General features: G+C 72.0%; 14 protein-coding genes and 1 pseudogene. 5 read left to right on the top strand and 10 right to left on the bottom strand.

Translation table 11 applies throughout. The features are described from left to right. The first annotated feature begins 4 nt into the window (after positions 1-4). Together BCL76_RS19220 and BCL76_RS19215 are read left to right on the top strand one after the other, a co-directional pair. Positions 5-499 (top strand): DUF742 domain-containing protein, encoded by a 495-nt coding sequence (locus BCL76_RS19220; RefSeq protein WP_258309797.1) that lies wholly within the window; start codon positions 5-7, stop codon positions 497-499. Beyond that, positions 480-1106, top strand: coding sequence for a GTP-binding protein (locus BCL76_RS19215; RefSeq protein ID WP_030016310.1), 627 nt, complete (start codon positions 480-482; stop codon positions 1104-1106). The genes BCL76_RS19220 and BCL76_RS19215 overlap by 20 nt, the downstream gene beginning before the upstream one ends. Before the next feature lie 145 nt (positions 1107-1251). Here BCL76_RS19215 and BCL76_RS19210 read toward each other — a convergent pair whose 3' ends face one another. From BCL76_RS19210 to BCL76_RS19200, 3 genes and pseudogenes are all read right to left on the bottom strand, one after another. Then, positions 1252-2448 (bottom strand): lipid-transfer protein, encoded by a 1197-nt coding sequence (locus BCL76_RS19210; protein WP_109780737.1) that lies wholly within the window; start codon positions 2446-2448, stop codon positions 1252-1254. 176 nt (positions 2449-2624) lie between these two features. After that, a pseudogene (locus BCL76_RS19205) lies at positions 2625-3029 on the bottom strand (Zn-ribbon domain-containing OB-fold protein); the annotation flags it as partial. A 35-nt stretch (positions 3030-3064) separates the two neighbouring features. Next, complete coding sequence (locus tag BCL76_RS19200; RefSeq protein ID WP_109780735.1) at positions 3065-3433, bottom strand: DUF962 domain-containing protein; 369 nt, start codon at positions 3431-3433, stop codon at positions 3065-3067. A gap of 109 nt (positions 3434-3542) precedes the next feature. On the opposite strand from BCL76_RS19200, the gene BCL76_RS19195 reads away from it, so the two are divergent. Then, entirely contained in the window at positions 3543-4052 is a 510-nt protein-coding gene (locus BCL76_RS19195; protein ID WP_109780734.1) for an NUDIX domain-containing protein, read from the top strand. A 77-nt stretch (positions 4053-4129) separates the two neighbouring features. On the opposite strand, the gene BCL76_RS19190 is transcribed toward BCL76_RS19195, so the two are convergent. The 4 genes from BCL76_RS19190 to BCL76_RS19175 all read right to left on the bottom strand — a co-directional run bounded on the left by BCL76_RS19190 (position 4130) and on the right by BCL76_RS19175 (position 7924). Next, positions 4130-4567 carry an SRPBCC family protein gene (locus tag BCL76_RS19190; RefSeq protein WP_109780733.1) on the bottom strand — a complete coding sequence of 146 codons (438 nt, stop codon included), beginning with the start codon at positions 4565-4567 and terminating at the stop codon, positions 4130-4132. Positions 4568-4589: 22 nt separating this feature from the next. Next, complete coding sequence (locus BCL76_RS19185; protein ID WP_109780732.1) at positions 4590-4934, bottom strand: ArsR/SmtB family transcription factor; 345 nt, start codon at positions 4932-4934, stop codon at positions 4590-4592. Next, positions 4931-5413, bottom strand: a complete 483-nt coding sequence (locus BCL76_RS19180; RefSeq protein WP_109780731.1) for an SRPBCC domain-containing protein — start codon at positions 5411-5413, stop codon at positions 4931-4933. The genes BCL76_RS19185 and BCL76_RS19180 overlap by 4 nt, the downstream gene beginning before the upstream one ends. A 162-nt stretch (positions 5414-5575) precedes the next feature. Then, complete coding sequence (locus BCL76_RS19175; RefSeq protein ID WP_109780730.1) at positions 5576-7924, bottom strand: glycoside hydrolase family 31 protein; 2349 nt, start codon at positions 7922-7924, stop codon at positions 5576-5578. Positions 7925-8145: 221 nt separating this feature from the next. On the opposite strand from BCL76_RS19175, the gene BCL76_RS19170 reads away from it, so the two are divergent. After that, positions 8146-10134, top strand: a complete 1989-nt coding sequence (locus tag BCL76_RS19170; protein ID WP_109780729.1) for an acetoacetate--CoA ligase — start codon at positions 8146-8148, stop codon at positions 10132-10134. A 63-nt stretch (positions 10135-10197) separates the two neighbouring features. Further along, positions 10198-11169 carry a hypothetical protein gene (locus BCL76_RS19165; RefSeq protein WP_258309796.1) on the top strand — a complete coding sequence of 324 codons (972 nt, stop codon included), beginning with the start codon at positions 10198-10200 and terminating at the stop codon, positions 11167-11169. A 90-nt stretch (positions 11170-11259) separates the two neighbouring features. On the opposite strand, the gene ptsP is transcribed toward BCL76_RS19165, so the two are convergent. The 3 genes from ptsP to BCL76_RS39410 form a co-directional block, all read right to left on the bottom strand. Next, positions 11260-12930, bottom strand: a complete 1671-nt coding sequence (gene ptsP / locus BCL76_RS19160; RefSeq protein WP_109780728.1) for a phosphoenolpyruvate--protein phosphotransferase — start codon at positions 12928-12930, stop codon at positions 11260-11262. Between the two features lie 74 nt (positions 12931-13004). Next, a complete protein-coding gene (locus BCL76_RS19155) occupies positions 13005-13454 on the bottom strand; it encodes a PTS sugar transporter subunit IIA (protein WP_109780727.1) in 450 nt (149 codons plus the stop codon). A gap of 341 nt (positions 13455-13795) precedes the next feature. Beyond that, positions 13796-14053, bottom strand: a 258-nt coding sequence (locus BCL76_RS39410) for a hypothetical protein (RefSeq protein ID WP_219933965.1), incomplete at its 5' end; no start/stop codon positions are given.

Here is a 14053-nt window from a genome sequence, read left to right as displayed (position 1 = left end):
GGGCATGAGTGATTCAGGCCAGGGCCACCCCACGGACATCTCCGCCGGTCTCCCCGTCGACCCGTCCTACCCCCACCACGACCCCGACCAGCTGGACCCCGACCCCGACCAGCTGGACCCCGACCACGCGCACTGGTTCGACGACGACGCGGGACCGGTCGTCCGCCCGTACGCCATGACCCGTGGCCGGACCAGCCACGCGGGTCAGCACAGACTCGACCTGATCGCGCTCGTCGTCGCCGAACCGGCGGCCGACGATCCGGTCTGGGACATGACCCTCTCCCCGGAACACGCCCACATCCTCGGGCTGTGCCGGGGCCGACCGCAGTCGGTCGCCGAACTCGCGGCCGATCTCGACCTCGCCGTCGGGGTCGTCCGCGTCCTGATCGGCGACCTGGTCGATGAGGAACTGGTCCACGTGACCAGGCCGGTACCACCGGCAGAACTGCCTGATGAATCCATTCTGCGTGAGGTGATCGATGGCCTTCGGGCGCTTTAGCCGCACCGGTGCCATGCACGCGGTGTCGCCGGTCGAGCCGCTGACCTTGAAGATCCTGGTCGCGGGCGGCTTCGGGGTGGGCAAGACCACCCTGGTCAGCGCGGTGAGCGAAATCAGACCCCTGCGCACCGAGGAACGGCTCTCCGAGCCGGGCGTCGGTGTCGACGACACCGGGGGAGTGGAGGGCAAGAGCACCACCACCGTGGCCATGGACTTCGGGCGCATCACGCTCCGCGAGGACCTGGTGCTGTACCTGTTCGGCACGCCCGGGCAGGACCGCTTCTGGTTCCTGTGGGACGAGTTGGCGCAGGGTTCGCTCGGCGCCGTCGTCCTCGCGGACACCCGTCGCCTCGCCGACTGCTTCGCCGCCATCGACTACTTCGAGCGGCGCGCGATCCCGTTCGTCGTCGCGGTCAACTGCTTCGACGGAGCCGACCGGCACCCCGTGGTGACCGTACGGACGGCGCTGGACCTCGATCCCGGGGTACCGGTGCTGCTGTGCGACGCACGGGACCGGGAATCGGTGAAGGACGTGCTGGTGGGGGTCGTGGAACACGCGATGTCCCTGGCACGCGAACGCCGCCGGAGCCTCTCCGCGGGAGCCTGACACCGAGGCGGCCCGTACCCCCGCCGACTGGGGTACGGGCCGCAGCTCTCACGGGGGGACCGGGGTCCCGGTCGCGGCGCGGGACTGTGGAGCGAGTGTGAACCCGCTGCCGGGGGCCGTCAAGCGTTCGGACGACACCGGCGGTTCAGCGCACGGCGACAATGGCCGACCCGTGCCCGAACAGCCCCTGGTTCGCGGTGATCCCCGCCCGCGCACCCGGCACCTGCCGCTCCCCGGCCGTGCCCCGCAACTGCCAGGTCAGCTCACACACCTGGGCGATCGCCTGCGCCGGTACCGCCTCCCCGAAGGAGGCCAGCCCGCCACTGGTGTTGACCGGGATCCGGCCGCCCAGCGCCGTCGCCCCCTCGCGTACGAGCTTCGCCCCCTCACCCTCGCCGCACAGCCCGATGTCCTCGTACCACTCCAACTCCAGGGCGGTGGAGAGGTCGTACACCTCGGCGAGCGAGAGGTCGTCCGGTCCGAGCCCCGCCTCCTCGTAGGCGGCGCGCGCGATCGAGGACCTGAAGGACCCGCCCGCCGGAGCCACCGCCACCGCCACCGTCGAGTCGGTCGCGATGTCCGGCAGGTCCAGCACCGTACGCGGATAGGTGGGCGTCACCGTCGAGACGGCCCGGATCCGCACCGGATCGGCCACCCCGCGCGAACGCGCGAAGTCCATGCTGGTGAGAACCAGGGCCGCGCCCCCGTCCGAGGTGGCGCAGATGTCGAGCAGTCGGAGCGGATCCGCGACCACCGCCGAGGCCGCGACCTCCTCCGCGGTGACCGTCTTGCGGTAGCGGGCATACGGATTGAGCAGCCCGGCGGCCGCGTTCTTCACCTTGACCTGCGCGAAGTCCTCCAGCGTGTCCCCGTGGAGGGCCATCCGGCGCCGGGCGTAGAGCGCGAAGTAGGCCGGGTTGGTGGCGCCGAGCACGCGGAACCGCAGCCAGTCCGGATCGTCGGGCCGGTCGCCGCCGGCCGGTGCGAAGAACCCCTTGGGCGCGGCGTCCGCTCCGACCACGAGCACCACGTCGGCCAGGCCCGCCAGGATCTGCGCCCGGGCGGCTCCGACCGCCTGGGCGCCGGACGCGCAGGCCGCGTACACGCTGGTGACCCGGGCACCCTGCCAGCCGAGGGCCTGGGCGAAGGTGGCACCCGCCACATAGCCCGGGTATCCGGAGCGCACGGTGTCGGCGCCCACGATCGACTGCACCTGCGTCCAGTCCAGACCGGCGTCGTCCAGCGCCGCCCGCGCGGCGGCCCGCCCGTACTCGACGAAACTGCGGCCCCATTTGCCCCAGGGGTGCATACCCGCCCCGAGGACGGCGATGTCGGCGCTCACGCGGCGCCTCCCACCGGCCGGAACCGCCAGGTGGTCCAGACGGTCCCGGTGGCGTCGGTGGCGTCGGTGGCGTCGGTGGCGTCGGTGGCGTCGGTGGCGTCGGTGGCGTCGGTGGCGCCGGTGGCCGCGTTGGTCCCCGTGGCCCCAGCAGCCCCGGAGACCCCAGTGAGCCCACCCTCCTCGTTCAGCACGCCCCCGACCACCTCGACCTCCATCCCGACGGCCAGATCGGCGACCCCCACCCCGGGCGCGGCCTGCCCCAGGACCACCATCCCCTCGGCCTCCAGCTCCACCGCGACCAGCGTGTACGGCTCCCAGGGCACGGCCGGGTCGGACACGTACGGCGCGGGGGGCCGGTAGCGCCCGTCGGTGTAGGACCAGATCCGGCCCCGCGAGGACAGCGGCACCTCGGCGAGGTCGCCGCCCCCGGGACAGTGCGGATTGCGGCAGTACGCGTCCTCGCGCGGGAAGAACACCGCGGTGCAGGCCGAGCACCGGGTGCCGAGCAGCCGGAAGCCCCCGCCGTCCGGCGCGTCCTCGGTGAACCACCCGCTCACGACGGGTGTGCGTGTGCGTGCCACGATGCCCCTCCCTGGTCAGCAAATCTGACGGATCGTCAGGAGTCTGCCACGGGGGGACGGCCCTGACACGGGTTCTCGGCAAGCCACTTCTGCGCGATCTCACCCAGCTCCGCGTCGCGGCCGGTCAGCATCATCGCGATCATCTGCGCGTCCCCGCGCAGCGACCACGCGGGATGGCCGAAGGTGGCGGGGTTGTTCCCCTCGACCAGGAAGTGCGCGGGCCAGGCGGTCCCGTACCCGATCAGGGGGAGTGCGGCGAGGTAACGCCGCCGGCCGCGCGCCAGCCCGTAGGCGGTCACGGCCAGTCCGGTGAGGGTGCCGGTGAGATGGATCCAGCGGGTGGCTGCGCGCGAGTGCATCGCGACGTAGTACGGCCAGAATTCCTCGTACGAGGTGAAAGTCATGCGGGCACGGTACTCACGGCGGGACGACGGCGACAGGGACGAGAAGCTCGCCGTCCCAGGGGTCCCACAACCACCGCCGGCCGCACCCCCCTTGGCATACGATCGCCGGATGTCGGCACACCTGAAGGACTCGCACTGCTCCACCTGCGGAGCGCCGTACCCCACCCCCGAGTGGCCCCGTACCTGCGCGGCCTGTGGGGCGACCGCCTACCGCAACCCGCTCCCGGTGGCCGTCACCCTCCTCCCCGTCGAGGACGCGGACGGCACCGGCCTCGTGGTCATCACCCGCACCATCGAACCGGCCCTCGGCGGCGTCGCCCTCCCCGGCGGGTTCATCGACTTCGGCGAGGACTGGCGCGACGCGGTCGTCCGCGAGCTCTTCGAGGAGACCGGCATCACCGCTCCCGCCTCGGAGGTGGTCCTGGCCGACGCCCTGAGCTCCCCGGCGGGCCATCTCCTGCTCTTCGGGCTCCTCCCGCCCCGCCCGGCCGCGGACCTCCCCGCCTCGAAGCCGACGGACGAGACCACGGGCTGGCACGTCCTGCGCACCCCGTCGACGCTGGCCTTCCCCCTCCACACCCAGGCTGCGGCGTCCTGGTTCGCGGGCACGTACGCCTGAGCCCGGCCCACCGTGGCACGGACGCGGCGGGCCGGGCCCGGGCCGGTCTGCCGCGTCCAGGACTCATGGAGCGGGCGTCAGTGCCAGTTGCTGATCTGCACGTCGCGCGGGTGCGGTGCGCCGGAGCCCGTCTCCACCAGGGACTTCAAGCTCATCAGGAAGATCGCCCACTTGGTGCTGCAGTGGTTCATGAACTCGACCGGTTCGCGCCAGCCCGCGTGCGCGAACATGAGGATCGTCCACTCGCCTTCCTGGGTCAGCTCGAAGCTCACCGTCGTCCCGACCCACTCGGCCGGACCGTCGACGACCTCCCACAGCACCCGTGCGTTCGGCCGCAGGTCGAGCACCTTCATGTCGAAGCCGCCGACGTCGCCGAACCGGAACTCCAGGACCCCGTCGCCGGACCCGCTCGTGTCCGTCGTCCACCAGGCGGCCAGGCCTTCGACCGTGGTGAGCGCTTCGTAGACCTTCTCCGGGTTCGCGGTGATCCCTACCCGGTGCAGGATGTCCACCATCTCGCTCGCCTCCTTCTCACTGTCACTGCTGCGCGTTCTTGGCACGTTGGATCGCTTCGGCGAGGCTCTTGACGCGCCGCAGGCGGGCGTCCCACATCTCGCCGACGGAGTTCAGCTGCGCCACGGCTCGGGCCAGCTGCGCCTCGTCCACCTGGTAGCGCTTCTCCCGTCCGGCCGGCGCCGACCGGACCAGCCCGACCCGGTCGAGCACGGCCAGGTGCTTGGTCACGGCCTGTCGGGTCACGGGCAGGTGCGCGCTGAGGGTCGTCGCCGTCCCTTGGCCGTCGACCAGCAGGAGGTCGATCATGCGGCGTCGGGTCGGGTCGCCTATCGCGGACCAGAGGTCGTCGTCCACGGCGGTGCTCATCGCGCGGCCGCCAACCGGTCGGCCGTCGCGACCAGGCGCGGGAGGTAGAAGTCCCAGCCCTGCCGGTGGTCGTTGTAGTGGGCTTCGAGCACGGCGGCCTCCCAGCCCCGCTCGCGGTAGCCGCTCTCGCGGAAGTGGACCGTGGTCCCTTTGTCCGTGGGCACGAGCTCGAAGGTCACCAGGAGCGAATTGCCCGGCCCCGCCGTCTCCGTGTCCGTCCCGGTCTCGGTTTCGTCGTAGGTCCAGCGGAACGAGAACATCCGCGGCGGGTCGGCCTCCACGACCGTGAACGGCGTGGACTGCTGCCGCCCGGTGTCCGCGTCGGTCCACGTGAGGCGGGCCGTCGCGCCCGCGGTCGGCTCGAACGCGGTGTCGGCGCTCCACCACTCCCGGATGTGCTCGGGGCTGCTGAGCACCTCGAACACCACCTCGGGCGAGGCGTCGATGTGCAGCTCGCGCTCGATGCTCCCGTACTCCATGGCCGCCTCCATCTTTCGCAACCTTCGGTTGCATATAAAGCTAACCCACCTCCGACAGACACGCAACCGATGGTTGCACGTCGGCCGCAGACAGGCCCTGGCACCGATAGCCGGCAAGACCACCCCGCGCCCGCCTGCCCGGGCTCCCGCCAGTGCCCGCGCCTACAGCCCCCGTACGGTGACCCCCTCCACCCGGAGCCCCGCCTCGTCCTCCACCACCACCGCGTCCCCCACCCACCGCACCGTGTACCGCTCCACCTCACCCGGCTCGAAGCCCGGTCCCGGATCCCGGATCACCACCCCGCCCCCCGTACGCCCCCGCGCCGGCGCCCACACCTCCAGTTCCACCCCGCCGCCGGAGGCACCCCGCACCGGCAGCACCGACCCCGCCCGCGCCAGCACCGGGATGCGGCCCTGCGGGGCGTCCAGCAGGATCTGCCCCGGGCCCTCGTACGCCGTCCCCGTCGCCGTGTCGTACCAGCGCCCCCGCGGCAGCCGTACCGCCCGCCGGTCCGCCCCGCACTCCAACACCGGCGCCACCAACAGCGCGTCGCCCAGCAGGAAGGTGTCCTCGCAGTCCCGCAACTGCCGCTCCTCCGGCGTCCCCCACCACACCGGCCGGACATACGGCGCGCCCGTCCGCCGCGCCAGATGCGCCAGCGTCACGAAGTACGGCCGCAACCGCTCCCGCTCCGCCATCACCGCCGCGGCCTGCTCCGCCACCTCCGGCCCGAACTCCCACGGCTCCCGACGCCCCGCCCAGATCGCCGAATGGGTCCGGAACAGCGGCAGATACGCCCCCAGTTGCAGCCACCGCACGTACAACTCCGGGGACGGCGAGCCCCCGAACCCGCCGACGTCCGGACCCGAGTACGGCACCCCGCACAGCCCGAGCCCCAGCACCAGCGCCAGCGAGGACCGCAACCCCTCCCAACTGGACTCCACATCCCCCGACCACGTGCCCCCGTACCGCTGCATCCCCGCCCACCCCGACCGCGAGAACAGGAACGGCCGCTCGGCCGGCCGCAGCCGCACCAGCCCCTCCCACCCCGCCCGCGCCATCCCGAGCGCGTACACGTTGTGCCCCTCGCGATGGTCACCGCCCGCCCCGTCCAACGCGTGCCGCGCCGACCTCGGCAGCGTCGTGTCCCCGAACGGCGCGAACGACACCGGCTCGTTCATGTCGTGCCAGAAACCGGCGAAGCCCCGCGCGAGCCGCTCCTCGTACAGCCCGCCCCACCACTCCCGCACCGCCGGATCCGTGAAATCCGGGTAAGCGCACTCACCCGGCCACACCTCACCGCGCACCTCCCCGCCCCGGGCGTCCCGCACGAAGGCCCCGCCCGCCCCCACCGTCAGCCCCGACGCGTGCACCCCGTCGCCCGCCTTCACCGCCGGGTCCACGATCGACACGAGCCGCACCCCCAGCTCCTCCAACTCCCGCGACAGCTCCGGAAGATCCGGGAACCGCCCCTCGTCCACCGTGAACACCCGGTGCCCGTCGTAGTGATCGATGTCCAGGTGTACGGCCGACAGCGCGAGCCCGCGCGACGCATACCCCGCCACCACCCGCCGCACCTCCTCCGCGCTCCCGAACCCCCACCGCGCGTGCTGGTACCCCAGCGCCCACTCCGGCGGCACCGCCGCCGCACCCGTCAGCCCCGACCACCCCTGCAACACCCGCGCCGGCGTCCCCACCAACACCCAGCACCGCAGCGGCCCGCCCTCCATCCGCAACTCACTCGCCCCCGGCCGGTCCGGCCCCGAACCCGCGCCCTCCTCACCCTCGCGCAGCACCACCCGCCCGTCCCACGAGTTGTCGTGGAACACCAGATGCGTCCCCGCGTCCGCGACCACCATCTGCACCGGCATCGTCAGGTACAGCGGATCGACCCCCGGCCCGAAGCCCCCCTTCGGATCCGTGTTCCACAACCGGTACGCCCCGTCCCGCAACCGAGGCCCCGCGGCCCGCCCACCCAGCCCGAAGAACCGCGCGTCCGCCGGTACCTCGCTCCGCTGCAGCCACCGCGCCGCGCCCATCCGCGGATCCACCGGCTCCCACCACCGCGGCGGCGCCTCCCGCCGCAGCACCGTCCCGCCCGGCGTACGCACCTCCAGCGCCCCGTGCCGAGACACCGCCACCGTCACCCGCTCCGACACCACCCGCCAGCCACCCCCGGTGTCCGGCTCCAGCACGGCCCGCGGATCCGGTTCCGGGCCGTCGCCCACCACCGCGTACGAGGGCGTCGGCCCGGCCCCGTCCCAGCTCCAGAACACCGCGCCGCCCACCGCCACCCGTACCAGCAGCTCGGAGCGCGCGAACCGCAGCACACCGCCGCCCGGCCGGGCCTCCGTACCGGTCAGCAGCCCCGGCACGCGCGCCCGCTCCGCGCCCCGGCGCGGCAGCCCCACCGCGTCCGAGCGCCGATGGCGCCAGGCCGCACGCCAGGCGCGCCGACCGCGCTCCGTACCGATGTCTTTCACCGCACGTACCAGATCACGACCGTTCATGCCGCTCACCCTGCCACCGGCCCCCGGCCGAGGGGACGGCGTTCAACTGTCGTTCACCCGGCAGCGGCACCCCGGTGCCGATCACCCGACCCGCCAGGGCAACCCTGGTGCAGCGGACGATCACATGGCATGGTCCCTGTGAGCCGCCGCGCCCACACCCCCGCGCGACGGCACCGAACGCACACGAAGCGCGAGCCGCAGACTTGACCGGGAGCCGACCCATGACCTCAGCCACGCAGCCGGAACCCCTCTGGGCGCCGGGCCCCGACCGGATCGCCGCGGCCCGGATCACCGCCTTCCAGGCCTGGGCCGCCGAGCGCCACGGAGCCCCGGCCGACGGTGGCTACCCCGCCCTGCACCGCTGGTCCGTCGACGAGCTCGACACCTTTTGGCAGGCCGTCGCCGAGTGGTTCGACGTCCGCTTCACCACCCCGTACGCAGCCGTCCTCGCCGACCGCTCCATGCCCGGCGCACGCTGGTTCGACGGCGCCACCCTCAACTACGCGGAGCACGCCCTGCGCGCCGGCGAGGACCCGGCGCGCTCCGGCGACGCCGCCCTGCTGTACGTCGACGAGACCCACGAGGTGGTCCCCGTCAGCTGGGCCGAGCTCCGCCGCCAGGTCGGCTCGCTCGCCGCCGAACTGCGCGCCCTCGGCGTCCGCCCCGGCGACCGGATCAGCGGCTACCTCCCCAACATCCCCGAGGCCGCGGTCGCCCTCCTCGCCACCGCCGCCGTCGGCGGGGTCTGGACCTCCTGCGCCCCCGACTTCGGCGCCCGCAGCGTCCTCGACCGCTTCCAGCAGGTCGAGCCGGTCGTCCTGTTCACCGTGGACGGCTACCGCTACGGCGGCAAGGAGCACGACCGCCGCGAGACCGTCGCCGAACTCCGCGCGGAGCTCCCGTCCCTGCGCGCCGTCGTCCACATCCCGCTCCTCGGCACGCCCGCCCCCGAAGGCGCTCTCGCATGGTCCGCCCTGACCTCGGGCGACTCCGAGCCCGTGTTCGAGCCGGTCCCCTTCGACCACCCGCTCTGGGTGCTGTACTCCTCCGGTACGACCGGCCTCCCGAAGGCCATCGTCCAGTCCCAGGGCGGCATCCTCCTCGAACACCTCAAGCAGCTCGGCCTGCACTGCGACCTCGGCCCCGAGGACCGGTTCTTCTGGTACACCTCCACCGGCTGGATGATGTGGAACTTCCTCATCTCCGGCCTGCTCACCGGGACGACCGTCGTCCTCTACGACGGCAGCCCCGGCTACCCCGACACGGGTGCCCAGTGGCGCATCGCCGAGCGGACGAAGGCCACCCTCTACGGCACCTCCGCCGCCTACGTCATGGCTTGCCGCAAGGCCGAGGTCCACCCGTCCCGCGACTTCGACCTCTCCGCCGTGAAGTGTGTGGCCACCACCGGCTCCCCGCTCCCGCCCGACGGCTTCCGCTGGCTCCACGACGAGGTCGCCGAAGACCTCTGGATCGCCTCCGTCAGTGGCGGCACCGACGTGTGCAGCTGCTTCGCGGGCGCCGTGCCCACCCTCCCGGTCCACATCGGCGAACTCCAGGCCGCCTGCCTCGGCACGGACCTCCAGGCCTGGGACCCGTCCGGCAAGCCCGTCATCGGCGAGGTCGGCGAGCTCGTCGTGACCAACCCCATGCCGTCCATGCCGATCCACTTCTGGAACGACCCCGACGGCAGCCGCTACCGCGACAGCTACTTCGAGATGTTCCCGGGCGTCTGGCGCCACGGTGACTGGATCACCCTCACCGACCACGGCTCGGTGATCATCCACGGCCGCTCCGACTCCACCCTCAACCGGCAGGGCGTCCGGATGGGATCCGCCGACATCTACGAGGCCGTCGAACGCCTCCCCGAGATCAAGGAATCCCTGGTCATCGGCCTGGAGGAGCCGAACGGCGGCTACTGGATGCCGCTCTTCGTCCACCTCGTCCCCGGCGCGACGCTCGACGACGACCTGCGCGCCCGGATCAAGGCGACCATCCGCGAGGAACTCTCCCCGCGCCACGTCCCGGACGAGATCATGGAAGTTCCCGGCATCCCGCACACCCTCACCGGCAAGCGCATCGAGGTCCCGGTCAAGCGCCTCCTGCAGGGCGCCCCCCTGGCCAAGGCGGTCAACCCGGGCTCCGTCGACAACCTCGACCTCCTCCACTTCTACGAGGAGCTGGCCCGCACCCGCACCGGCACCCGCGGCTGAGGCCACTGTCAGTGGCGATGATTACTCTGAGTGAGCAAGTGATTGCGATACTCAGGGGGAGCCATGCCACGCAAGCACGACACGGGTACGAACAACCCGAACCCGAACCCGGACGCGAGCACGGTCACGGGCGCCGGCAGGCGCACGGGCACGCACCGGACCCGCACCACCGACCGGCGCCGCCTGCTGCGCCGTGAGGTCCCCGGCACCGTCGGCCTCCTGGCCGACGCCGGGGACTTCGCGGCCATGCGCGGCTACCGCAGCTTCGCCTTCGACGACCACCAGGACTACCTCCACCACGTGGACGCCCTGCTCAGGTCCCTCGCGGCCCAAGGAATCCACACCACCGTCGCCCTCTTCGATCCCGAGGAGTACGCCGAGTTCTGCGGAGAGACCGGCCTCGACCCGGACACCGTCGATGCCCGAGCCCGCTTCACCGCCGAACTCGCCGGCAGCGGCGCTCTCCTGCCCTACGGCGGCCAGCCGATCGACGAGCTCGTCCCACTCCTCGTCGACGAGGCCGTCCGCCAGGCCACCTGGGAGTACGCCACCGGGGTCCTCGCCGAGGTCGGTCACTGCGCGGACTGCGGCGAGGACATCGGCCACGCCTCCTTCGACCGGGCCACCGACGCGCTCAAACGCCTCGTGGCAGGCGCCGGACCGGGCCACCACCACTTCGTCTGCAGCATCCCGACCGAGGCGCATCAGCTCGTCGCCGTCCTGCACGCCGACACCACCGACGATCCCGACGCACCGCCCCGCATCGAGGCCCGGGAAGGCCTCGACTTCGTGACGGTCCTCGCCGCCGGGCTCGCTCTCGGCGGCCCCGGGGGACTGGTGGTACGCACGACGGGGCAGGGCCGGGACCGGGTCCACGGCTGGCGCCTGGACCGCGGCCGGCTGACCGTCCTGTCCGCCGCCGCCGTCTTCAACGCCTACTGCACCGACGCCGACACCGGAGACCCGGTCGCCCCCGAATCGGGCGTCGAATACTGCCCGGGCTACGAGGTCGACGCACCCGGACCGCACCACTGACCCCACCACCGACCGGTCCGGGACGGACCGAGGGGCCCTCGCCACCGGCGAGGACCCCTCGGAACGAACACCGCACCATCCGGCTACCGGCTACTCGCCGGACAGCACCGCCTGAGCGGCCACCCGGGCCTCCTCGGCACTGTCCGACGCACGAGCCGCCGCCGCGGCACGCTCGCACTGGGCCAGCGTGTACTTGGCGAGCGTCGCCCGCACGTAAGGAATCGAAGCGGCACCCATCGAGAGAGAGGTGACACCCAGACCGGTCAGCACACAGGCCAGCAGCGGATCGGAAGCCGCCTCGCCACAGACACCGCAGCTCTTGCCCTCCGCCTTGGCGGCGTCCGCCGACATGGCGATCAGGTCGAGCAGCGCCGGCTGCCACGGGTCCTGGAGCCGCGAGACGGCGCCGACCTGCCGGTCGGCCGCGAAGGCGTACTGGGCCAGATCGTTCGTGCCCAGCGACAGGAACTCGACCTCCTGGAGGATCGAGCGCGCCCGCAGCGCGGCGGAGGGGATCTCCACCATCGCGCCGAACTTCGCCTTCAGACCGGCCTCCCGGCAGGCGTCCGCGAAGGCCTTGGCGTCGATCCGGTCGGCGACCATCGGCGCCATGACCTCGAGGTAGACCGGCAGCCCCTCGGCCGCCTTGGCCAGCGCGGTGAGCTGCGTGCGCAGCACGTCCGGGTGGTCCAGCAGAGAACGCAGCCCGCGCACACCCAGCGCCGGGTTGGGTTCGTCGCCCGGCGTCAGGAAGTCCAGCGGCTTGTCGGCGCCGGCATCGAGCACCCGCACCACGACACGGCCCTCGGGGAAGGCTTCGAGCACCTTGCGGTAGGACTCGACCTGCTTCTCCTCGGACGGCGCCTTCTTGCTGTCGTCCAGGAACAGGAACTCGGTGCGGAACAGCCCCACACCCTCCGCCCCGGCCTCCACGGCCGCCGGCACGTCCGCGGGACCGCCGACATTGGCCAGCAGCGGCACCTTGTGACCGTCGGAGGTCGCGCCCGGACCGGACGAGGCGGCCAGAGCCGCCCTGCGCTCGGCGGCCGAGGCCTCCAGCTCGGCCCGCTTCTGCGGCGACGGGTCCACGAACAGGTCACCGGTGCTGCCGTCCACCGCGATCATGGTGCCCTCGGCGATCTCACCGGCACCCGGCAGCGCCACGATCGCCGGCACGCCGAGCGCCCGCGCGAGGATGGCGCTGTGGCTGGTCGGCCCGCCCTCCTCGGTCACGAACCCGAGGACGAGCGCCGGGTCGAGCAGCGCCGTGTCGGCCGGCGCCAGGTCCCGCGCGATCAGCACGTACGGCTCGTCGCTGTCGGGTACACCCGGCATCGGCACACCCAGCAGCCGCGCCACGATGCGGTTGCGTACGTCGTCCAGGTCGGCCACCCGGCCGGCCATGTACTCGCCGGCCCCCGCGAGCAGGTCGCGGTACGCGGCGAACGCGTCGTACACACCGCGCTCCGCGGTGCTGCCGACGGCGATCCGCCGGTCGACGTCCGCCATCAGCTCGGGGTCCTCGGCGATCATCGCCTGTGCCTCGAGCACGTGCTGGGCCTCGCCACCGGCCAGCTGGCCACGCGCCATCAGATCGGCCGCCACTGCGCTCACGGCCTGACGGGCGCGCCCCTGTTCGCGCGCCGCCTCATCCGCGGTGATCTGCCGGGCCGGCGGCTCCAGAACCGCCGTGCCCATGTGCCGCACCTCGCCGATCGCCACCCCGTGGCTCACGCCGACGCCTCGCAGCGTTGTCTCCATTTCACCCGTCTCCGATTGAGCGGCGGGCCGTGCCGCCGCGGTGGATATCCGACTCGCCCGTACCGGCGGACGACTCACTGCCAGCTGAAGAGAGCGTCGTCAGCCTTCACGTCGCCGGATTCGACGACGTCGGAGAGGGATTCGACGGTTGCCTCGAGCGCCACGACCGGGCAGATCGGCGACTTGCCGGCTGCCTCGACAGCGGCGGGGTTCCAGCGGATCACGGCCTGGCCACGGGTCACGGTGTCGCCCTTGTTCACGAGGAGCTCGAAGCCCTCGCCGTTGAGCTGGACCGTGTCGATCCCGAGGTGCGTGAGGACACCGTGACCCTCGCCGTCGACGACCACGTACGCGTGCGGGTGCAGGGAGACGACCACACCGTCGACGGGGGACACCGCCTCGGAAGCCTCACGCACGGGGTCAATAGCGGTGCCCGGTCCCACCATCGCGCCGGAGAACACCGGATCGGGCACTGCCGCGAGTCCGATGGCGCGTCCGGCAAGTGGGGACGTCACGCTGGTCATGGGGGCCTCCCAGGGGTGGGGCTCTTCGTGTCGCCGTCACTGACTGTCGCGAACGGCGTACTCTTCTGAAGGATATGGCACAAGATGTTCGGGTTCGCCCGATGTTGGTCCTGGTCCGAGCGTCTCCGTTGGCAGGGAGACTAGTGGACTAGACCGGTGGACTAGACCATACGCCTGAATCGATTTGCTTGGGCACCCCCGGAGCTGTACTGTCGTGACTCCCGCCAGGACGCCTCGTGTGAACTTCTCGCGAACGGCCGATGGACGGGACTCCTCCTCTTCAGCATCGATCTTGATCCCACCCTTCTTTTCGTATGCCTTTTCGGTAATACGGCGAGTGGTCAGGGAGAAGGAAAACCACTGATAGAGTCGGAACCGCCGGAAAGGGAAAACGCGAAAGCGAATACCTGGAAAGCGCCGAGGAAGTCGGACACGAAAGAGTCTGATAGAGTCGGAAACGCAAGAACAGAACGAAAGCCCGGAGGAAAGCCCAGCGGATGCGCGGGGTGAGTACAAAGGAAGCGTCCGTTCCTTGAGAACTCAACAGCGTGCCAAAAATCAACGCCAGAAGTTGATACCCCGTCCACTTCGGTGGATGA

The sequence above is a fragment of the Streptomyces sp. CG 926 genome (assembly GCF_003148825.1).
In the GTDB taxonomy this organism is placed as follows: domain Bacteria; phylum Actinomycetota; class Actinomycetes; order Streptomycetales; family Streptomycetaceae; genus Streptomyces.
The sequence above is the reverse complement of the archived record's forward strand: the minus strand, read 5'-3'. Positions and strand labels throughout refer to the sequence as shown.